This is a genomic window from Mucilaginibacter sp. NFX135, from assembly GCF_048565145.1.
In the GTDB taxonomy this organism is placed as follows: Bacteria; Bacteroidota; Bacteroidia; order Sphingobacteriales; family Sphingobacteriaceae; genus Mucilaginibacter.
The window spans coordinates 3,305,191-3,325,425 of sequence record NZ_CP183412.1; the positions used below are offsets into that span (position 1 = coordinate 3,305,191).

At 38.2% G+C, this 20,235-nt stretch carries 18 protein-coding genes; 1 reads left to right on the forward strand and 17 read right to left on the reverse strand.

The window, feature by feature from the left end:
• Window positions 1-130 precede the first annotated feature (130 nt).
• The gene (locus tag ACNURT_RS13980; RefSeq protein ID WP_419698191.1) at window positions 131-1,303 is read right to left on the reverse strand and encodes a glycosyltransferase family 2 protein; all 1,173 of its coding nucleotides are present in this window, start codon (window positions 1,301-1,303) and stop codon (window positions 131-133) included.
• On the reverse strand, window positions 1,300-2,223 hold the full coding sequence (locus ACNURT_RS13985; RefSeq protein ID WP_419698192.1) for a glycosyltransferase family 2 protein: 924 nt from the start codon (window positions 2,221-2,223) through the stop codon (window positions 1,300-1,302). Before ACNURT_RS13985 ends, ACNURT_RS13980 begins: the two co-directional genes overlap by 4 nt.
• A gap of 208 nt (window positions 2,224-2,431) precedes the next feature.
• Between ACNURT_RS13985 and ACNURT_RS13990 the strand changes: the two genes are divergently transcribed.
• Window positions 2,432-3,571 (forward strand): acyltransferase family protein, encoded by a 1,140-nt coding sequence (locus ACNURT_RS13990; RefSeq protein WP_419698193.1) that lies wholly within the window; start codon window positions 2,432-2,434, stop codon window positions 3,569-3,571.
• Between the two features lie 47 nt (window positions 3,572-3,618).
• Here the strand turns inward: ACNURT_RS13990 and ACNURT_RS13995 are convergent, their stop codons facing one another.
• The 15 genes from ACNURT_RS13995 to ACNURT_RS14065 all read right to left on the reverse strand — a co-directional run bounded on the left by ACNURT_RS13995 (window position 3,619) and on the right by ACNURT_RS14065 (window position 20,120).
• Window positions 3,619-6,276 (reverse strand): non-ribosomal peptide synthetase, encoded by a 2,658-nt coding sequence (locus ACNURT_RS13995; protein WP_419698194.1) that lies wholly within the window; start codon window positions 6,274-6,276, stop codon window positions 3,619-3,621.
• A 56-nt stretch (window positions 6,277-6,332) separates the two neighbouring features.
• Complete coding sequence (locus tag ACNURT_RS14000) at window positions 6,333-7,520, reverse strand: glycosyltransferase (RefSeq protein ID WP_419698195.1); 1,188 nt, start codon at window positions 7,518-7,520, stop codon at window positions 6,333-6,335.
• A gap of 36 nt (window positions 7,521-7,556) precedes the next feature.
• On the reverse strand, window positions 7,557-8,765 hold the full coding sequence (locus tag ACNURT_RS14005) for a glycosyltransferase (RefSeq protein WP_419698196.1): 1,209 nt from the start codon (window positions 8,763-8,765) through the stop codon (window positions 7,557-7,559).
• 1 nt (window position 8,766) lies between these two features.
• Complete coding sequence (locus ACNURT_RS14010) at window positions 8,767-10,113, reverse strand: oligosaccharide flippase family protein (RefSeq protein WP_419698197.1); 1,347 nt, start codon at window positions 10,111-10,113, stop codon at window positions 8,767-8,769.
• Between the two features lie 10 nt (window positions 10,114-10,123).
• Window positions 10,124-10,738: an acyltransferase gene (locus ACNURT_RS14015; RefSeq protein ID WP_419698198.1), complete on the reverse strand. Its 615-nt coding sequence runs from the start codon at window positions 10,736-10,738 to the stop codon at window positions 10,124-10,126.
• On the reverse strand, window positions 10,729-12,246 hold the full coding sequence (locus ACNURT_RS14020) for an O-antigen ligase family protein (RefSeq protein ID WP_419698199.1): 1,518 nt from the start codon (window positions 12,244-12,246) through the stop codon (window positions 10,729-10,731). Before ACNURT_RS14020 ends, ACNURT_RS14015 begins: the two co-directional genes overlap by 10 nt.
• A 204-nt stretch (window positions 12,247-12,450) precedes the next feature.
• On the reverse strand, window positions 12,451-14,616 hold the full coding sequence (locus ACNURT_RS14025) for an exopolysaccharide transport family protein (protein ID WP_419698200.1): 2,166 nt from the start codon (window positions 14,614-14,616) through the stop codon (window positions 12,451-12,453).
• A 2-nt stretch (window positions 14,617-14,618) separates the two neighbouring features.
• Window positions 14,619-15,299, reverse strand: coding sequence for a TolC family protein (locus tag ACNURT_RS14030; protein WP_419698201.1), 681 nt, complete (start codon window positions 15,297-15,299; stop codon window positions 14,619-14,621).
• Between the two features lie 5 nt (window positions 15,300-15,304).
• Window positions 15,305-16,393 carry a sugar transferase gene (locus ACNURT_RS14035; RefSeq protein WP_370995638.1) on the reverse strand — a complete coding sequence of 363 codons (1,089 nt, stop codon included), beginning with the start codon at window positions 16,391-16,393 and terminating at the stop codon, window positions 15,305-15,307.
• Window positions 16,374-16,760 (reverse strand): response regulator, encoded by a 387-nt coding sequence (locus ACNURT_RS14040; protein ID WP_419698202.1) that lies wholly within the window; start codon window positions 16,758-16,760, stop codon window positions 16,374-16,376. Before ACNURT_RS14040 ends, ACNURT_RS14035 begins: the two co-directional genes overlap by 20 nt.
• A 468-nt stretch (window positions 16,761-17,228) precedes the next feature.
• Entirely contained in the window at window positions 17,229-17,621 is a 393-nt protein-coding gene (locus ACNURT_RS14045) for a VOC family protein (protein ID WP_419698203.1), read from the reverse strand.
• Between the two features lie 61 nt (window positions 17,622-17,682).
• The gene (locus ACNURT_RS14050) at window positions 17,683-17,904 is read right to left on the reverse strand and encodes a hypothetical protein (RefSeq protein WP_419698204.1); all 222 of its coding nucleotides are present in this window, start codon (window positions 17,902-17,904) and stop codon (window positions 17,683-17,685) included.
• A gap of 85 nt (window positions 17,905-17,989) precedes the next feature.
• On the reverse strand, window positions 17,990-18,367 hold the full coding sequence (locus tag ACNURT_RS14055; RefSeq protein WP_370995634.1) for a DoxX family protein: 378 nt from the start codon (window positions 18,365-18,367) through the stop codon (window positions 17,990-17,992).
• 37 nt (window positions 18,368-18,404) lie between these two features.
• Window positions 18,405-19,259 carry a VOC family protein gene (locus ACNURT_RS14060; RefSeq protein WP_419698205.1) on the reverse strand — a complete coding sequence of 285 codons (855 nt, stop codon included), beginning with the start codon at window positions 19,257-19,259 and terminating at the stop codon, window positions 18,405-18,407.
• 129 nt (window positions 19,260-19,388) lie between these two features.
• Window positions 19,389-20,120 (reverse strand): NUDIX hydrolase, encoded by a 732-nt coding sequence (locus ACNURT_RS14065; RefSeq protein ID WP_419698206.1) that lies wholly within the window; start codon window positions 20,118-20,120, stop codon window positions 19,389-19,391.
• Between the last annotated feature and the right edge of the window lie 115 nt (window positions 20,121-20,235).

Below are 20,235 nucleotides of genomic sequence, written 5' to 3' on the forward strand. Positions count from 1 at the left end.
ATAGCTATCTGCGCTGATCAAACCATTTACATATTGGATTTTAAAGTTAGTTGCAGGAACTTTAAACCAGTTCAGGATAGCGATTTTATGCTTTTATATATTTAATATTTTAATTGTATCTAAACATCAACTATTGTTTACGTTGAGCCTTTTCCCAAACCGCACTTTGTTTGCTGGTAAAATACCTGATAATACCGGCCAAAACCGCATAATTCATCACACAAAAATAATATGGTATAAATAATACTTTTATTCGCAGTTGTTTCTTTTCCATGATAAAGCCTAACAGGGCAAGTACATAAAACAATATTTGAGCCAATAAAAGTATTTGGTACCCGGTTGCCCCTGGTTTAAGGGCCAATAGGGTATTGAGTACAAATGACAATATCAATAAAAAAGGGGTTATAGTCCATCGTAAAACACGGTGACTGATGTATTGAAATGAAAGTATAGGGTAAAGAAAAGGGTTAAACAGGCTTTTTAAACGCAAAATAGATTGTATTCCTCCGGCAGCTATTCTAATCTTTCTTTTTAACTCTTCAGTTACATTTTCTGATGCCGTTTCGGTGGCATAAGCCTCAGGCTCATATATAATCCGGTATCCTTTTTGGGCTATCAGCATAGAAATCATAAAATCATCTAAGACCGTATCAGCCGGAACCGGTTGATACAGTGACCGCCTTACACTAAACAATTCGCCGGCTGCTCCAACAACAGAATAAAGTTCAGAATCCCATTTTTTTAATGCTGATTCATACTTCCAATAAAAGCCTTCGCCTGCAGCGCTGGCGTCAGCATTTTCATCAAAGTGTACACGTTTTTCCCCGGCTACCGCCCCAACTGTGGCATTACTGTAATGCCTGCATATTTTTATTAAGGCATCTTTATTTAAAAAAGTATTAGCATCGGTAAACACAACGGCATCGGTATGTACAAATTCCATTGCGCGATGGATGGCTGCTATTTTACCGGCCCGCTGTGGTTGATGCAATAATTGGATCCGTGGATATTGGGCTATGATGTTTGGCGTATCGTCCGACGAACCATCTGTTATAAAAAGCAGGTTTAGTTTTCCTGCCGGGTAACTTAATAAAAGGGTATTGGCTATTTTATCTTTTATAAACCCCTCCTCATTATAAGCAGCAACTACTAATGTACATGTAGGCAGGTTGTCTAAATCTTCGACTACCGTTTTAATACCCTTAAATATCCGTTTAACACGAATTATAAAATATAAAAGGAACCCATACCCGGCAAAGGTGTAAAATACGATAAGGAGGCTTAGGGATAATATAACTTTCATTTAATGGTATTAATAGGATAACCTAAATCGGTACTGTTTTTTGAATGGGTAAAATTCCACCAAACAGCTTTAAAAAGTACAGGAATAAAGTGACTGTCACCAGCTTTGAGATAAGCTATTAAATTGCGGGGTACTACAAGAAGTGAAAAGTAAATATAAAAGATCAGCGTTTTGAAAAAAGGTGCGTTCCGGCGTATAAAAAGTATGCGGTTACGGTTCATGAAATACTCCTTCAGTTTACTTTTCTTGCCTACAGAAACTGATTCTTTATGGTAGATTACTGCATCGGTACAAACCCAGGCTTTGTATCCAGCCTTGATGATATGCTCACTCCAGTCCACTTCTTCGTAGTATAAAAAATAGTTCTCGCTCATTAGCCCGGCTTTATTCACGGCTTCTTTCCGGATCATCATAGCAGCGCCATGACAATAGGCAGTTGGGCCACTAATGTGATCGTATTGACCCAGATCTTTTTGTTTTAATCCAATGCAACTATTACGACAGGTATAATAATTCATTGGCGTATAACCGGCATATTGTATCAGCTGCTTATCGCTGTAATATTTGATCATGGGCGATATCATACCCACTTCAGTGTTTGCATCCATGGCTTGCACCAATTTTTCTACCAACCCGGAAGTAAATTCAGTATCGTTGTTGACTAAAAAAAGATAATCACCTGTTGCTTCTTTAATGCCCAGATTATTTCCCCCTGCAAAACCCAGGTTAATTTCTGAACGTATAAAAATTACGTGAGGATATTTTAAAGACCACTCTGGTAAGGGATTTGCTATACTTGCATTGTCGACTACAATAATTTCGATGTTTTTGTAGCTGTTCAACTTTTCTATTGATTCAAGCAAATCTTCAGTTACAGTCGGCTGATTAAAATTTACAGTAACAATAGAAATTTTTTTCATGTATAATGATTAATACCGACTGTGATACGTTTACGAATTAATATTATCAAAAGTTAAGCCATAGCTACATGAAGCGTATAACCAGGAACTTGTCGGGAATTAGTGAGTACGTTATAACATAAGGTTGTATTGATACAGAAGTATTTATAGTGTTGTTTCTTAATCAGAAAAGATTATCTAAAAATTAAAATTGTAATATAAAATAGCTATGGATGATGGAACGAAGCAGGTTTCATTGAGTAAAAATCGCCCCAAATTACACTTCCCCAATTTAAACGGGATAAGAGCTTTGGCCGCCCTTATGGTAGTTATAGCGCATATTGAATTACACAAGGCTAATTTCAACATACCTCGTATTCCGCATTTTAACGTGCTTAATTTAGGAAAGATCGGAGTAACCGTTTTCTTTTCATTAAGTGGGTTCTTAATAACCTATTTATTACTGGAAGAAAAGAAAAACTTTAAGGCAGTTAACTTTAAAGCATTCTACATGCGAAGGCTTTTGAGGATATGGCCCTTATATTTCCTGGTAGTTTTGTTTGGCTTTTTCATTTATCCGGGTGGATCAAATAAAGCATTATGGCTCTCTATATTATTTTTACCTAATCTTGCTTTTTGTTTGAACTTGTTGCCTGCTATTATGGATCCTATATGGTCAATAGGTACGGAAGAGCAGTTTTATATTTTTCATCCACACTTTTTCAGGATTAAAAAGCTGAAGCATGTTCTTTATGCCTTGTTATTTTTTATTGTCCTTATTATAACCATTCAATTAGTATTTGGAAAGTTGGCTGGTGAAAATCGGGTTTACCAAATCCTGCATTTGGTTTTGTACTACGCCCGGTATGATAATATGATGATAGGGGCAGTCATCGCGGTTATTTACTACAATAGCAAACACCCCGAATTTGATTTTAAATTTCAGGTCTTATTTGATGTCATCTTTAAAAAATGGTTCCAGGTTTTATTGCTGGTGGCCTACGTTATTTATCTGGGCTTGTATATTAATTATGATATCCCTCATGGTGATGTTTTGATAGCTTTTATGTCATCGTTGCTTATTGTAAACCTTTGCGAAGCCAAAACAAGTATCTATTCCTTAAATCACCGATACCTGGATTACATTGGCCAAATTTCATACGGCATATATCTGCTGCACAAGTTTGTGTTGTTCCTGGTTTTGTATCTGGTTAAAAAGTATTTACCTTCCGGAGGTATGGTTGTCGAAAATATAATGATCTATTTAGCAACTATAGGGGGGACTATTGCTTTGGCCTCAGCCTCTTATTATTGGTACGAAAAGCCATTCTTAAAGATCAAAAAACGATTTCAAAAAATTACCCAGTAATAATTAATATCACCGGGTAACAGATTAGTTAATAGTATAGTTAATTTTTAATTTTTTGATACTTGATCAATGCAATTTTGTAATACTACGGCAAATTCCTTGTCGTTTGGCGGAGCAAATATGGTATTATGTTCACCGGGTATTTCATGTACATGAACGCCTTTTTGTGCAAATGGCCGCCATCCCAGGAAATTAAAATCAGCCATATAAAAAGTTCGTTTTTTGGCTCTGAATAACTCAATGGCTATAGGCAATGGTGTTAAAACATAATTCCGCAAAGCTTTCTCACTGGCTTCGTCTATCTCGTTATCATAAGCGAAAAAGCCTTCCTTTTTTTCGTCTTTAACGGGAGCTATTTTCCAGAAAAGCTTAATGAACTTTCGTTTAATGATCAGGCTTTTATACTCAATGGTACGTTTAGGGTCTTCTGCAAGTAACACCAGGCTATAGCCTATCTGCTTTAACACTAACGTAGCTTTATTAAATACTTTTTTCAATAAAGGGTCATTAACCGTTGACAGATCAGCATAAGTATCAAACATGGCCAGCATTTTTACTTCTTTACCGGTAGCCATGAGTTGTTTTGCCATTTCATAGGCTATAATGCCACCTAAGGAGTAACCCGCAAGTGCATATGGGCCATCAGGGTTTTTGGCCACAATCTCCGCAATGTAATTAGCGGCTATGTCTTCCATCACATCCAATGGCTCATCAATACCGTTAAGTCCTTTGGCTTGAAGGCCATAAACCGGTTGCTCAGCATCCATATTCATGGCGAGCGCATTAAATAACAACACATTTAAACCGGCGCCATGTACAATATACAGCGGCATTTTTGTACCATTGGGCTTTATCGGCACCAATGACTCCCAGGTGATTGATGTAGCATCAAGCTCCAATCTGGCGGCCAGTTTTTCTACTGTGGAATGTTCAAATAACGTGGCAAGCGGCAGACGTTTACCTGTTTCCTGTTCCAGGCGAGCCATGATCTTAACGGCTACCAGCGAACGGCCACCCAGTTCAAAGAAATTATCGAAAATGCTAATGGTTTCCAATCCCATTAGTTCTGTCCAGATATCAGCTACCAGTTTTTCGTTACTGGTGCGTGGCGCAACTATTTCGCCGCTGCGTTGTATATTACTATAATTGGGTTTTGGTAAAGCCTTACGGTCTATCTTCCCATTGGGAGTGATCGGTATGGTTTCCATGATCACAAAATCATCCGGTACCATATATTCGGGTAATACTTCCAGCAAACCCCGTTGCCAGGTGTCAAATTGCGCACGCAGATCATTGTCGCTTTTTTGATCGTTGATGATGACATAACCTACTAACCGGGGATTGCCGGGGGTATCTTCACGGGCGATAACCACGGCCTGTTTTACATTGTCTTGTTTTAAAAGGTTTTGTTCGATCTCTTCCAGTTCAATCCGGTAACCGCGTACTTTTACCTGGTGATCAATGCGACCGAGACAAAAGATCTCTCCATCTTCGCGTATCTTCCCCAAATCGCCGGTACGGTACATTTTGCTGCCTGGAATACCAGAGAAAATATCATCAACAAAACGCTCATCTGTAAGTTCCGGACGATTTAAATAACCCTTTGCAACACCATCGCCACCAATATATATTTCGCCAATGCTGCCGTCTGTAAAGTTATTCAGCTTCTCATCAAGGATATAAACCTGAGTATTGTCGATAGGCCTACCAATCGAAATATCTTCATCATTAATGATGTGCTTTACAGTTGACCATACCGTAGTTTCGGTTGGGCCATACATATTCCAAAGTTCAGAACAGCGGGCAAGGAGTTTGTTGATCAGATCTTTTGGGAGCGCTTCGCCTCCGCAGAGTATCCTGAGCGGGAACTTAGTTTCCCAGCCGGCCTCCAGCATTACCCGCCATGTATAAGGGGTGGCCTGCATTACGGTTATCTGATGATCAGCAACCAGGTCTATCAATGCACGGCCATCTTTTGCGGTAATGGCATCTGTGATAATGAGCCTGGCACCCGTTAATAATGGCAGAAACATTTCGAGCCCAGCGATATCAAATGAGATAGTTGTAACGGCAAGCAAATTATCGCCGGCTTTTAGTCCGGGTTCTTTCTGCATGCTGAGTAGAAAGTTTACCAGGTTATGATGTTTGATCTGTACACCTTTAGGTTTACCGGTTGATCCTGATGTAAACAATACATAAGCGAGGTCATTACCGGTAATTATTGTTTCAGGCTCATCTGCACTGTAGCCATCGAACTTACTGATGGCATCTTCAATCAAAACTTCCTGGGCTCGTGAAACAAAATGTCCTTTAAATTTTTTAGAGGTGAGCAGTATTTTAGCTGATGAATCATCCATCATAAACTCAACCCGGTCTTTTGGATATTCAGGATCAAGCGGTACATAAGCTGCGCCGGTTTTAAGAATAGCCAGCAAGGCGATTATCATTTCGGGCGAGCGATCAATGGATAAACCAATAATATCGCCGGTTTGTATATTGAAGGTAAGTAAATGCGCGGCCAGTTTATTTGCGGCTTCGTTTACCTGTTTAAAAGTAAGCGAACGATTTTCAAACACCACGGCAACATGATCAGGTATTTGCGCCGCCCGATCAGCAATAAGATGGTGCAGCGCTTTATCTTTCGGATAAGGGGCCTGGGTATTGTTTATTGTATTTATAGCGTCTGGGTTTACTGAAGCGGCCATCGTGAGACATTTAATTATTTACCCGGTTAATTCAACTTCAAATATTATATACGTAATTAAGCGGCAGTATGATCGTGAGGTGTATGTATAAATTTTTTATTGGCACCTTTTAATTTAAATAACAACAATAGCATAGTAAAAAATATCATCGGTAGTTTTAAAGCTGCTTTGAATAATTGCTTGTTAAAGTATTCTCCCGGTATAGCAACAACAATACCAATATAGCAGCAGCATGTTGCGATAAGCCATAGGTACCAGTGAGGACCTATGCCCGGAAGCAGAAAAGAAATCAGCAGCATGAAAGGCATCAGTCCCAACATTAGTACCCGTGGCAATATGGACATCTGATATATTTCATTGAAGTAATCAAAATTTCCGTGTAAAAACAGCTCACCAAAGCCGCTGCTGCCATATTTACGCAGCAGATTAAACTGGGCCGATAACCACCTTTTGCGTTGCTTTTTAAATACTTCTGGATTACTCACCTTTTCATCATAAACCAAGGCTTTTTCGGCATAAGCTACGCGTATTTTTTGCCGGGTGAGTATTAATCCCATCTCCTTATCAAAACCGCCCACGGCATCTATTTTACTCATGGTTTCCTTAAATAGCTTGTATTCCAATGCCATTCCGGAACCAATTATAGCTGCTGAGAGTTTAAATACCCATTGTGCCTTTCTGAAAATATGATTGTTAACCTCTTCGCTGATGCCATCAAGCACAGCTACCTGAGTGTTGGTGTTTTTGGCTACGCGGTGTCCTTGTATCACCCGTTCGCCGGTTTGCAGCCAGTTATTCATCTGGTGCAGATAATCAGGTGCAGCTACATTGTCGATATCAAAAACTATAGCAGCGTCAAAACCTTCGGCTGTATTTTCAATGGCCTTGTTAAGAGCCTTAGACTTAGTACTATTCTCAAAAAAAACCTCTAATACCTGTAAAGGCATTTGCTTTAATTTTGTGATGGTTTCGGGTTGTAATGAATCGGCAATGATACAAACATGAAACAGATCTTTAGGATAATCAATAGTTAAGGCGCTTGCGGCAGAGTTTAATAAAATCGCATCTTCTTTATATGCACAGATATAAATTACAAACCTGCTTAACGAAGAAGCAACTGGTGGCTGCTTAATGGGTATTAATTTCCCCGCAACTGAGAAAATAAATAGATAAATGCAGTATACACCCAGGTATATAAAAAGCACATCCATCATTATTGTTGCTATCAGTTTTACAATATCCATGTGTATTGACTCATGAGGAGTTATATATAAGTTTAACTATTTAGATACTCTATCTAAATTTAATGCCAATAGGTTTTTGATCTCAGAAATCCGGTGCTCCCAGGTGTTTTCTGCAGCTACGGCAAGTCTTTTTCGCTGCAGATCAGGTTTATCATTCAGCGCTGCGTTCATAGCGGTAGAAAACTCAGCAGCATTGCTGCAATAGGCCACAGTATCTCCTGTAAATTCACGCAAATCAGTATTAAAGTCAGTTGATACAACCGGTCGCCCGGATCCAAGATACTCGAATAGTTTTAGCGGGAATATAGCATTGCTAACCTCATCTTTTTTAAAGGGAATAATTGCAACATCAAAACCTTTTAAAACTGCTGGCATCTCCTCATAAGGTACAGCTCCTTTTAAGGATATATTAGATGTCTTGAAAGCGGCGTTGTCTAAGTAGTCGGTATCGACAGGGCCCACAAAAACAAAATTCTTATCCGGGTTTTGGTGTAATACTTCAGTGAGCAGATCATAATCAATGCGCCGCTCTATATTTCCAAAATAGCCTATCACCGGTTTTTTGATGTTCGATAGGATATCAGCTACGGGTAGTAGTGGATCAAGCGCTTTTTGGCTGTGTGATATATTTGCAGCGTTGGGAATAAAAAAGGAGTTATCATTTAGCTTCTTTTTGCTATCCCTTAATTGTTTGCTGGTGCAAATTACCAGATCTACACTTTTTACTACCATATCTTCAGATATCAGTCCATGCCTGATCTGATATTCTTCAACCAAAGGATCAACACAGTGATAAACAGTTAACACTGGTTTTATCAATTGATGAAAAGTGGGGTAGGTGTAGTTGTAAGAATTGATGTAGATATAATCCTTAATATTAAGATGTTTGATTACCTTTCTGAGCCTTTTGGCTACAATGCCTTCATTGAATTTGACCGCCGCACGGTAAAACGCTCCTTCTGGCAGCATATTAATTGAGGGTACCGGCGGCGAAATAATGATCTTAAGGTTCGGGATGTCGGTTTGAATATAACTATTGGTCGATGAAAAAAAATGTGGCTTACGTATCTTGTATTCTTGGGTATCTCTAAACTTAATATAATCCTTCCAGGTAAAAGGCCGATCTACATAATACACATAGTTGTCTTTTGCCAGGTGTTTGGCCATGGTATAATTAGTCGACTCCAGGCGTCCGTCAAACCGCATTTGCGAAAATATAATGATATGCCTGTTCTTTAATTCCATATCAATTCTGTTTCGGTTCCTTTTTTAGTAGCCTTTGATATAATAATCCCAATAATTCCATGAGCTCGATATAACCGAGTTTAAATATATCCCCGATCTTAAATTCCAAATGTTTTTTAAGTGCCCAGTAACCAAATATCGCGCCTGAAAAAAACGTGAATATAGAAGCAATAGCAACCCCATAAAGATTATGGAAAATGAATATACCTGCAAAATCCCCAGCTATATTTACGGCAAGCATAATAAACACTTTGATCATGTTTAACTGTGGCTTGCCGATGATATCGAGCGTAATCCCGAAAAATCTGTCGATAGGCAATAGCATCACAAAACACATGAAAATGCGAAAGATATTGCCGGCGTCTGAATGCTGGTATTTACCACCAAACAGCAAGCCTATGATGAGATCGGCAGCTATAAACGAAACTATTGCAATAGGTATCAGCGCTATTGTAAGCATACCTGCATACTTTTTCATGATATAAGATACATATCTTTTATCCTCACGGTGAACTGCTGTTGACATTACAGGTAAAGCCGTAGCAATAAAAGCCCTGAGCGGTATCTCAAATATCTCCATAAGCCGCTGAGGGATGTAATAAACGGCCAGCAGCTCAGATGGAAACATCATTTTAATGATGAAGGTATCCGAACTGCGCAACAGGTATGAACTGATGGATGTGCCAACGCTGAATTTGCCAAAATGGGCCAGTTCCCTGATGGCTGCCCAGCTTTTGCTACTGATGGTTTTTACCTTTGACCAACCTATAATCATGGTGATCACACTGCTCACTATATTGTTGATAAGATAACTATATAGGGCGTTTTGAAAGCTGGCTTTCTGGAAAATGATCAATAATAATATACATATAAAAAATCCACCCTGGTTTAAGAGTTGCAAGATGAACAGTTTGTCAAAACGTTCTTCGGCCTGTAATATCCACATGGCTATAGCAGCCGGTAGCGTACAAAAAAATATGGCACTAAACCATTTGATGATCATAAACATATTCGGGTTATTACCGAAGTAGAAAAAGTACATCAGCAGGTTACCAACACCAAATACCAGCACGATCATAAAACCCAGGTACCATGCCGAGCCTGCAATGTTAGCTGCCCGCGTTTTATCAGTACCCGCGTAAAACTTGATGAGGGATGTTTGCATAAACCCGGTACGAAAGGTATCAGCCAGGGTAAATACGATCAGGAAAAAGATATAATCGCCAAAATCAGGTTTAGAAAGATAACGAGCCATCAGCGAAAGTATGGCCATACCCAATACCGGCATAATAGCATTACTGGCTAAAGAAAGCGTGTGTTTATTGATCACTTTTTTAAGAAGGTCCATGCATCATTTGTTACGCTTTTTCCCAGCTATTGGTTGTGAAATTATATTGCTTGATCACTCTTGCCGGGTTGCCAACTGCTACACTGTATTCGGGTATATTTTTAGTAACCACACTGCCGGCGCCAATTATGGCATGTTTACCAATGGTAACACCAGCTGTTACCACGCAATTGGCGCCTATCCAAACATTGTCGGCAATGGTGATCTGTTTGGTGGTTACTTTTTGCAGGCGTGGGGGAGTGGTTATATCCTCGTAACCATGGTTAAGGCCAGAAAGTACAATGTTTTGAGCGAGCATCACGTAGTTGCCCAGGCTCACCGGGCCTATTAATACATTACTGATGCCAATACCGCAATTATTACCAATAATAACATCCCCAACTCCATTATTAATAGTAGCAAAATCTTCAATAATGCTGTTGTTGCCCAAAGAAAAATTGTTGAAAGGAAATATATCCATTCGGGCTTTAAACCTAACGACCGATCTTTTGCCTCGCTTATGAAAAAACGGATTAACAAACCAGCGAACCCATAACCTGGGTTTAGCTTCGCCACTGCGCACAATCAACCAATGTACAAAGCGTTTTAAACCCGGGTTTGACTTTATTGTTGATACTAACTCCATTTCTGTATTTTATGTTCATTCAGAACCGGTTGGGCGATGGCTGCTGCCTGTTCCTCAGTATCCAAACGCATACATGCTACAATGATGGCTATAGCCAAATAAAACAAGACATTACTTGGATATTGTACCAATGCCTGCTGCGGGAAATTACCTATATTGAAGGCAAAAATGACCAGTATCATGCCCATACAGTAGTTTTTAAGTTCTGGATTTTTGATCCTGTAATAGTAATTAATACCATTATAAAGAGCGATGAATATTAATGTGCAAAAAAGGATCAACCCGATCCAGCCCATCTCAACCGCTACACGCACGTAGCCACTATCCGGAGGGAATTTTGATAATTCAGAATTTGGTGAGAACCGGCGCCCCCAAACACCAACAGAACCAAGTCCACCACCAATAGGGTGTGATAAAATATATGGTTTTATCCGTTTTTGATTTTCTGCCCGAACATTGTATGATGCATCTTCGGTTGGGTTAAATGCTGTCTGGAAGCGTTTGAGCAATGGGTTTGAAGTAGGCATTACTATTAAAAAGCCAAGCATTAAACCTGCTGTAACAGCAAATAACATCACCTTCTTATTGAAATTTAGTACGGCGAGCATCAGGAGTGATGCTGGTACAAGCACATAAGCGGCCCTGGTGCCCGAATAAAGCATCACAAAAAGAAAAAATGCGGCCATAAAGCCCAGTACTATTTTTTTACGTAAACTATGGTTACCCATAATTAAAGCGATGCAAAGCAAAGCGGCAACAACCATGTTATATGAAAAAGTAACTGGATCTGCGAAAATACCGAATTTACGCATATGCCCGTTGATAAAAAGCAGGCTCACCCGTAAAGGATCCGCGTACAAATATTTTTTTTCGAATCCAAAAAAACCAAAGTTTTCCTGTTGAAATGCTGATATCGCAGCAATACAGGAAAAAGCAAGCCATAGTTTCAGCAAAAACTTTATAAAATCAACAGATCTGATGTGATAAACAAATACAAAGTACATCATCATGATGAAACCAACAGTACGTACAGTATATACCCAGGCAAGCCTTGATGTAGCCCAGGGGTTTATTACCTCAATAAAATTATATGCCAGCCAGATGAGAATAATATAACTAATAGGATTCTTAAAGCGCGACCAATCATGCTCTTTCTTTTGTTTGATGAAAAATCCAAGGATCAACAAATACGTTATTGCATCCAGCAGTATGCCTATAGGAGCTGTTTCCGGAACTATCTCTGAAACATAATTTATAAAAAATGAGACGAAAATAAGGATCGCTATTCCGAATTTAGGATAGGCTACAATGCCATATAATATGGGAATGCCAACAAGTAGTATTAAAACTATGCCGCCGCCAATTATCCCGAATTTATAAACTATACCACTAAAAATTAATGAAATCAACAACAAAAATAATATCACCACTTTATTGGATAGCTTTTGCGTTAACACGCTTTTCCAAAGTGATAGCTTTATTTCGTTATTATTAATGTTATTCAGCATGTGCTGTTGTGCCTGTTTTAAAAAAATAAAATTTTAATAACCCAAACAAACGAACCAATAAATGCAACTATGATTGCGGCTTTACGTGATTTCTTTTGAATAGAACTTAAATTTTCAAATGGGTCAAGTTCCTTTTTCCTGGCTTCCAACCTCATGATTAATACAGTTTTAATTAATATAAATCTTTACCGGGACGATCCAACCCTATGATGCCGATTCTTTTTTCTGATTAAAATCGGTTTTGTTAAGTATCCAACCGGCAAATTTGGTATTAAGACCGCGTAAGTAGGCTATATCTGGTTTTTGTGTGTTGGCGATACTTTTACCCGATTCAAAAACGGCAATGATCTTATTGGCAAATAATAACCACTCCTTTGATTTATTTAAAGACGTTAGCGGAGCTGTATCAATAATAACCATATCATACTTTGTTTTGAGATCATCAAAACGGTTTTTTAAGAATGCTTCGTCGCCAATTTCAAATAAGGTTACATCCCCGCCATGATTTCCGAGCACAGTTGCGGTACTGCTGTTTACTACCTGGGTATTAATTGGGCTGTTTTTAAAATAATCTTCCAGATAAACACTGGGCATAGCTGTTTTACTAATAGTAGGATTATCAAAATTGCCATCAATTAATAATACCTTTTTGTTGATCATGGAGTAAGAGTAGGCCAAACTGATGGCCAGTAATGTTTTACCTTCTGAGGCATCTAAACTGGTTATGGCAATAATTTTATCCCCTTGTAGTTCCTGATCTATCTCGAATCGCACAGATCTGATCAACTCCTTGAATTGCTTCATTTTATCCCGGTGCTCTACGTCCCAAAGTTTTTTCAGGTCAAGGTTTTCCCCTTTGATCTGGTTCAGATAGCCCAGTAAGGGTAATTGTGTTTTATTAACCAGATCCGATGGGTCCTGAATGCTTCTATCCAGATAAAACAGTACAAATAACACAAACAGACAGGCAAATACACTTAATATAACACTCAGCGCAATAAGCAGAATTTTTTTTGATGGCTGAGCCACATCAGGCGTAGCAACTTCAACTTGCCTTAAGTTTATGGAGAAATTTGATTTCAGATTGGTTTCGTTATATCGGTTTAAAACATCCAGATACTCTTTACCGGCAATGTCGATATCAAAATCATAGGTTTTTACGGTAGCATCAAACGGTACAAGGCGAGAGAATTTGCCATTCAGGCTGCCAAGCTCCTTGTCAATTGATTTTACGCTGTATTTGGCCAGGTCCCTTGATATTTCGAGTGTTAGTTTTTGATGGATCAGGTCGTCTTTAGCCACTAACGGATTGGTTACGTATTTATCTGATGATTGATTTATTTGCGTCGTAAGAACATTTTGAACGGAATCTATCGTGTTTTTATAACGTGGGTTAAATCCGCTACGAACATATCTATCCTCCAAAATGTGAAGCTGATCTTGGGTTGTAGTAATGGCCTGGTTATATTTACTTACTGAGGCCTCCACATATTTTCTGTCGCCTGGTTCAAATTTACTGTTGATGGCGTTAATGGCTCCATCATAAGAAACGATGTCTTTTTCGGCTTGTAACTTTTTATCGTTATAAACCATGATCTGGCCAAAAATGGCTTTTGATTGTTCATCAAGACTCAATACACCGTTTTGTATTTTGTATTTCTGAAGCTCTTCGGTTTTTTTACTTAAAGCGTTCTTTTTTTCTTCGAGTAACTTGGATAAGAAATTCACTGCATTGGTTTCATTCTGCCTTACATTTTGGGTGTAATAAGCTATGAACTGGTTACATAAAGTATTAACTATAAATGCCGATAATTGCGGATTTTCCGAATCAAAACTTACCGAAATAAAATCGCTATCCTCATCACGTGCTATGGTAAGCTCTTTCATGATGGAACGCTCATCATATTTCATGGATATAAGGATGTCATTCAGCTTATCCTCCTCTTTGTCATAAAGTGATAAAGGTTCCATGCTTTGGAACTTGTTTTTAAATACCAGTAAAGCTCTATCGCGCTCATAAGGATGTAATGCCAATAGTTCCTTACTGTATTTACGAAACGGGGCAGAGTTACTCAGATCGTGGATCATAAGCTGATAGGAAACCTGATTGATCAGTTTCTTGAGCTTCATGATGGCTATCAGGTTACTAAATTCCCTAAAAACCTGCTGCTCCTGGGCATTTACATTATCATCTTTGTCCAACAAGTGCCTGGAAGCATCAACAATACCGGTAGCTATCTGAGCATGGGATATATAATTGTTAGGTAGATTTTTAACAAGAAAAAATGAACCAATTACCGTTACCAGCGGAATGATGATGAGGGTATTTCTATATTTACGTAGAAGTTTTAAAAACTTAGCTATCTCCATTATTATTTAATCTCTTCTAATTTAGTACCCAATAACTCTTCCAGATTGGTTTTTGCTGTAAATGTTGCCAATTCAGCTTGTACTTTAAATGAGTTTTGATTGTAAAGACTGTTTAGCTGTTCGTTATAGATCTGAAAAGTAGTTTCGCCTTTCTGAAAAGCGTATTTTAATTGTTTAACAGCACCTTCGGCATCAAGTACAGCATTTGATCGCAATCTGAGTTCGGCCTGGGCTTCCAGATAGGCGAAATAAAAGCGTTTTACCTGGGCCTCAAGGCTTAGTAAATATTCACTTTGCTGATATTCTGCTACTTTATACGTTTCTCTTGCTGCATTGGTTGTAGCCGGATTTTTTAGCAGTTGACCAATGTTCAGGGATACAGCTAATTGATAGCCCTTAAAAATAGTTGGAGTAGAAAGGTTAATAGAATTTTGAGGACTGTAGATATAAGAAGCAGTTAAACCATCGAGCCAGGCAAATTTGGTTGCATTGTAATTACTTTTGGCCGCGTTGACCTGGCTTTGCCTTAATTTAACTTCCGGATAATTTTTCTTTGCTGTAGCTATCAGTTTTTCGAGATACGGATAGGAGATATCTTTAATAAAAGACTCTTGCGCATAGGTGTTATTTGTAAAAACGATAAAAATTAATAGAAGAGAAAACTTTATAATATTCTTACTCATTAGCTTTATACTTTTTCTTTTTGAAACAGTGCAGGTATAGTTCCTATAATAATTCTTAAATCTAACCAAATAGAATATTTTTGGGCATAAAAATTATCTAATTTTTTTCGTTCACGCTCAGACATGTCTTCTTTTCCTCTTTTGCTGATCTGCCAAAGGCCAGTTAAACCGGCTGGGCCTAAGAAACGCATTGACCATTCGTTTGAAGTTAACATCTCTGCCTCGTAAACCGGTAATGGGCGGTTGCCGACTACAGACATGTCGCCAACAAGGATGTTAAACAACTGCGGTAATTCATCAAGACTTGAATTGCGTAAAAATTGCCCCAGTTTAGTAATGCGCGGATCGTTTTTGATTTTTACAAACGCGACTTTATCGGTTCCTGTTTCAGATGCATATTGGTTGCTTTCTGTTGATAATTTGGCCAGTAATTGGTCGGCATCGGTGCGCATTGATCTGAATTTATAAAAATCGAATACCTTATAACCAGTACCAACACGTTTGCTTTTATAAAATACCGGACCCTTTGAGTCTAATTTAATCAATATAGCGATGAGCAGGAATACCGGAGATAGCACAAATAACATGCTGCAGGATATAGCCAAATCAATTAAGCGTTTACCCAATGGCATTTTATAAGTAGTATCAACCTCTTTAGAAAGCTCAAGCAATCTTGGTTTGATCAATTTAAAAGTAACCAGGAAGTTAAGGCGCTCGCGCAGGTTATCAATAAGGAAGGGTACACTGTAAAAATCATGTACCTTTAACTGCATAGCTTTTTGTTTAAGGCTTTTATCATCAACTGATGATAAAAGAACGATGATCGATCCATGTAATAAAAAGCTTTTTTTGATCTCATCAATCATCTTAAAGCATTCTCCGTTAGCATCAACTTCCATTAAAATAATATCCGGAACAGTTAAAATGGATTGATTGCCCAGATATTCTTCCAATTGGGCAATAGAGTCATTATAAACTATTTTGAAATTATCATTAAGACCCGCATAAACCAACTCTTTTAATGCCAGGCCCGCGTAAGCAATCTTGACATGGGAACCAGAATTTTCGTTCCAATCAGATGTTTGTTGATTCATAAACTTGTAAAAGTTGGTTAATGGCAGTTTTTAATTCGGTGGGCTTAAATGGCTTGTGAATACAAGCATCAACCTTAAAAGGCATTTTGCTTACCTGTTCATCAAGATCGTGAGCTGCTGAAAGCAATATTACAGGCAAATCACGATAAAAACCGCTGATCTTAACATTTTTTACAAATGACTGGCCATCAAAATAGGGCATTTGAAGATCGGAAATAATTAACTCAGGCATGTTGCCATCCTCAAGCCAGCCAAAGGCATCAATCCCGTTATTTTTAACAACTATATCGTAATCCTTCGAAAGGATAAAGTTGAGTAACTTTAAGATACTTAAATCGTCATCAACAATAAGTAGGGTTTTTTTCATTCCTGAAGATTTATAAAACCTGGTTAATTAAGTTGTATTATGTCTTAATTGAAAAATGATCAGTGCAATAAATTTTTACAAACTTCTTTGGAAAAAGATTATTTATTAAGATCAATAGAAACAGGTGAGTCTACATTAAAATGGTATCCAAGGTTTGTTTTTATTGATTTGGTGCAAATTCAAACACTAATTTTCAATTTGGAATACCTATTCAATTACTATACCGAAAGTACACGAAAAAGGCCCGCCACAATTGCAGGGGGCGTTTTATTTAATAACACACTCATATTACACCCTTCGGAGACTATATGCGCATGAATCTATTTTCTTAATACGGCTGTTTGTTTTACCCGAAAGTGGATAATTGAGGAAATTATTCCCTGTTAGGGAATAATTTTACTATGAGTTGATGTGGCATGTAAGCAATAATTACGCTTTTGTATTAAAAGGAAATAAAGCGACGCTGCCTTAAGGCTTTTCGATGATGGATAAAATATTACCGAAAGGATCATTAAACCAGGCTATAGTTGGGCCGCGATCATCACCCCGAAGTATTCCTTTTTCATCGGTTTTAAAATTCTCATCATCGTAAATGATAAATTGCACACCCAATTTTGTTAGCTCAGCAACCGTTTCTTCAACGTTATTAACGGTGAAATTAAGTATAGTGAAGGTAGCAGGCTGATGATTTGGCTTAGGATAGATCATGATGATGTTCTCTTCGTTTAATTGAAGATTCAACAGGTTGGGCATTTCTTTATCATCATAAATATTCAGACCTAATGTTTTGCCATAAAACTCTTTTGCCCTGGGTAAATCGCTTACGGAAAAACTACTAAATGTGGTGTTGTACTTTAACATGATCATTTGCTTTTATTAATTAATAATTAAACTAATTGATTTTTGTTTTCAATTCCTGATATTAACCAGGTAGTACTTCTGCGAAACATCCATTGACCTGTAAAAAACTGATCAGCGTGCCCGATTTTATGATATCTTCATTACACTGGATACGCAATATTTTATCGCAATCATCCAGGTCAAAGTTGGCGTTGTATTGTTTGAATGTTTTGTGTATCTGATTTAGCAGCTTATTGGCATATCTGCGGGTATTTACATCGGTTTTAAAAACTTCAACATTCATACTGCATTTTTTAATAGGTTATTGCCTGTTTAAAAGGAGCCCTGCTTTAATAATACAAGGCTCCGGGAATATCTGTATGGAATACTTATTTTGCATTGAACAACGGTGTATAGCTTTTACGGTTTGCATAGGCCAGGAACAAAACTCCTAAAAGTAATACGATAACGGTTGGCAGTTCAGATGGCCCTAAAAAAGCGTGAAAAAATACAATGTTTATCATTATGGGGAATATAATAACCGTAGCAAGTGCAACAAATCTGCCGGTAATAAAGGCAATAGCACATAGCAGTTCAGTTATTTTTATAAGTGGTAACAAATAATGGGAAGCGGTGACACCATCCATAAATGTTTTAATTCCTCCTTTTAACTCCTGGGGCGGTACAAGGTTAAAAAGCACCACCACTGACGAGAATAAGAACATTAGCCCCACTAATGTCCGTACAATAATTACAGCTATTTTCATGATATCTGATTGATTTAAGAATGTTTATGATATATTATTATTGTTGATCATCGGCAGAGTCAGCCATCCATTGAACACCGAACTGGTCGGTTACCATACCAAAGTAACTACCGCCCCATGGAGCTTTATCAAAGGGATGAACTACTTTGCCGCCATTAGCAGCAAGTGCATAAAATAGTGCCCTCGTTTCTTCGATACCACCTCCGTTAATGGTAAGGTGACAGTTATTACCGCGCTCAAAACCTTCTCCCATTTTGCCTGTGGCGTCTGTGGCCATGAGTACATTCCCTTTTCCAACTTCGCCAATGGGCAAGGATATGTGCATTAGTTTATCTAAATCTTCTTTAGGGGTACGATCGGCTTCCGGGCTATCCTTGAAACGGATCAGCATGAAAAAGTCGCCGCCAAACACTGATCTATAGAAATTAAATGCCTCTTCGGTATTGCCCGCAAAATTCAGATAAGGGTTGATGGTATTCATAGAGTCGGCCATCCACTGAATGCCAAACTGATCTACCAATTGGCCAAAGTAGCCACCCCATGGCGCTTTATCAAAAGGATAAACAACTTTGCCCCCAACTGCCAGTGCATTAAATAATTTTCCAGTTTCCTCGGGAGTTTCGCCATTCATGCAAATATAAAAGCTATTACTTTGAACTAAGTCCTCAGCCATTTGACCTAAAACATCAGTACCCATTAACATATTTCCTTTGCCCATAGGTAGTGCTATATGCATTATTTTGTCCTTGTCAGCATCAGGTGTACGTTCGGCTTCAAAAGTGTCTTTGTAGCGCATTAAAGCCAAAAATTCTCCGCCAAAAACCGACCGGTAAAAGTTGAACGCCTCTTCGGTATTACCGGCAAAATTTAAATAGGGGTTAATTGTTATCATCTTCTGTTTGATTTAAGTGTTTGTTGACCTGATATTTTTTCAGAATTATTTACAGATCAAATTTACCTTCATCAAACAGGATGCGAGAGGGGGGAATACGACAATTAAGGGGTAGATTATGACATAATGTTAATTCCTGGCGATAAAGCGGTACAGATAAGGGGCTTTATGCGCGCCGCCTGTCCATTTTTTGGCTATCCGTTCCAATATTCCCAGGCCAAGCATTTTACGTTGAAAGGCAGCACGGATCAGTTTTTTATTTAAAATAGTTTCATAAAGACGCTGCAAATCGCCCATGGTGAAGTTTTCTGACAAGAGATTGAAGCCAATGAGTTTATGATCAAGGTTAGCTTGCAGCGTTTGTAAAGCTTTGTCGATGATTTGCCGATGATCCTGCATCAGTGAGGGAAGATCGTCTAAACCAAACCAATCACAACTATCGGATATACTATCCGGAGTAGGGATAACCTTTGTAAAATCAACAAGGGCGTAATAACCAATGGACACAAAACGCTTTAATAGCCAGTGATCATCCGGAGGTATAAAGTCCCTTGCTTCCATAATTGTTTTAAGCGATGTAGCATCATACCTGCTTTTATCGCCAAATACATAAAACTGTTCAAGAAAGATATTAGTAAGCCCTGTACGACTAAACAAAACACGCCGGGCTGCTGCATTAACATCTTCGTCAATATGTATAAAACCGCCAGGAAGTGCATATAGCCCTGTATTTTTATAGCTAAGGATCAGGACCTTAAGTTTGTCATCATGGAAGCCAAAAATAACTGTATCAATAGCAAGGCCTGGTAAAAAGCCTTCGCCTGTTACATTCGTTTCCTGTTTTATAAACTCGTTATCCATTTATTATGGTAAAAATTAAGTGGCAATTAACAAAAAAATTGATGGTTAATTAAATTTAATTTATTATTGTAACAAAATGATACAATAATATAAAGCTATTCATTTTAAGCCAATT

What these genes read in the sequence shown, in the direction of transcription:
- ACNURT_RS13980 (WP_419698191.1), bottom strand. Translation starts at nt 1,303, where the DNA reads ATGAAAGTTATATTATCCCTAAGCCTCCTTATCGTATTTTACACCTTT.
- ACNURT_RS13985 (WP_419698192.1), bottom strand. Translation starts at nt 2,223, where the DNA reads ATGAAAAAAATTTCTATTGTTACTGTAAATTTTAATCAGCCGACTGTA.
- ACNURT_RS13990 (WP_419698193.1), top strand. Translation starts at nt 2,432, where the DNA reads ATGGATGATGGAACGAAGCAGGTTTCATTGAGTAAAAATCGCCCCAAA.
- ACNURT_RS13995 (WP_419698194.1), bottom strand. Translation starts at nt 6,276, where the DNA reads ATGGCCGCTTCAGTAAACCCAGACGCTATAAATACAATAAACAATACC.
- ACNURT_RS14000 (WP_419698195.1), bottom strand. Translation starts at nt 7,520, where the DNA reads ATGGATATTGTAAAACTGATAGCAACAATAATGATGGATGTGCTTTTT.
- ACNURT_RS14005 (WP_419698196.1), bottom strand. Translation starts at nt 8,765, where the DNA reads ATGGAATTAAAGAACAGGCATATCATTATATTTTCGCAAATGCGGTTT.
- ACNURT_RS14010 (WP_419698197.1), bottom strand. Translation starts at nt 10,113, where the DNA reads ATGGACCTTCTTAAAAAAGTGATCAATAAACACACGCTTTCTTTAGCC.
- ACNURT_RS14015 (WP_419698198.1), bottom strand. Translation starts at nt 10,738, where the DNA reads ATGGAGTTAGTATCAACAATAAAGTCAAACCCGGGTTTAAAACGCTTT.
- ACNURT_RS14020 (WP_419698199.1), bottom strand. Translation starts at nt 12,246, where the DNA reads ATGCTGAATAACATTAATAATAACGAAATAAAGCTATCACTTTGGAAA.
- ACNURT_RS14025 (WP_419698200.1), bottom strand. Translation starts at nt 14,616, where the DNA reads ATGGAGATAGCTAAGTTTTTAAAACTTCTACGTAAATATAGAAATACC.
- ACNURT_RS14030 (WP_419698201.1), bottom strand. Translation starts at nt 15,299, where the DNA reads ATGAGTAAGAATATTATAAAGTTTTCTCTTCTATTAATTTTTATCGTT.
- ACNURT_RS14035 (WP_370995638.1), bottom strand. Translation starts at nt 16,393, where the DNA reads ATGAATCAACAAACATCTGATTGGAACGAAAATTCTGGTTCCCATGTC.
- ACNURT_RS14040 (WP_419698202.1), bottom strand. Translation starts at nt 16,760, where the DNA reads ATGAAAAAAACCCTACTTATTGTTGATGACGATTTAAGTATCTTAAAG.
- ACNURT_RS14045 (WP_419698203.1), bottom strand. Translation starts at nt 17,621, where the DNA reads ATGTTAAAGTACAACACCACATTTAGTAGTTTTTCCGTAAGCGATTTA.
- ACNURT_RS14050 (WP_419698204.1), bottom strand. Translation starts at nt 17,904, where the DNA reads ATGAATGTTGAAGTTTTTAAAACCGATGTAAATACCCGCAGATATGCC.
- ACNURT_RS14055 (WP_370995634.1), bottom strand. Translation starts at nt 18,367, where the DNA reads ATGAAAATAGCTGTAATTATTGTACGGACATTAGTGGGGCTAATGTTC.
- ACNURT_RS14060 (WP_419698205.1), bottom strand. Translation starts at nt 19,259, where the DNA reads ATGATAACAATTAACCCCTATTTAAATTTTGCCGGTAATACCGAAGAG.
- ACNURT_RS14065 (WP_419698206.1), bottom strand. Translation starts at nt 20,120, where the DNA reads ATGGATAACGAGTTTATAAAACAGGAAACGAATGTAACAGGCGAAGGC.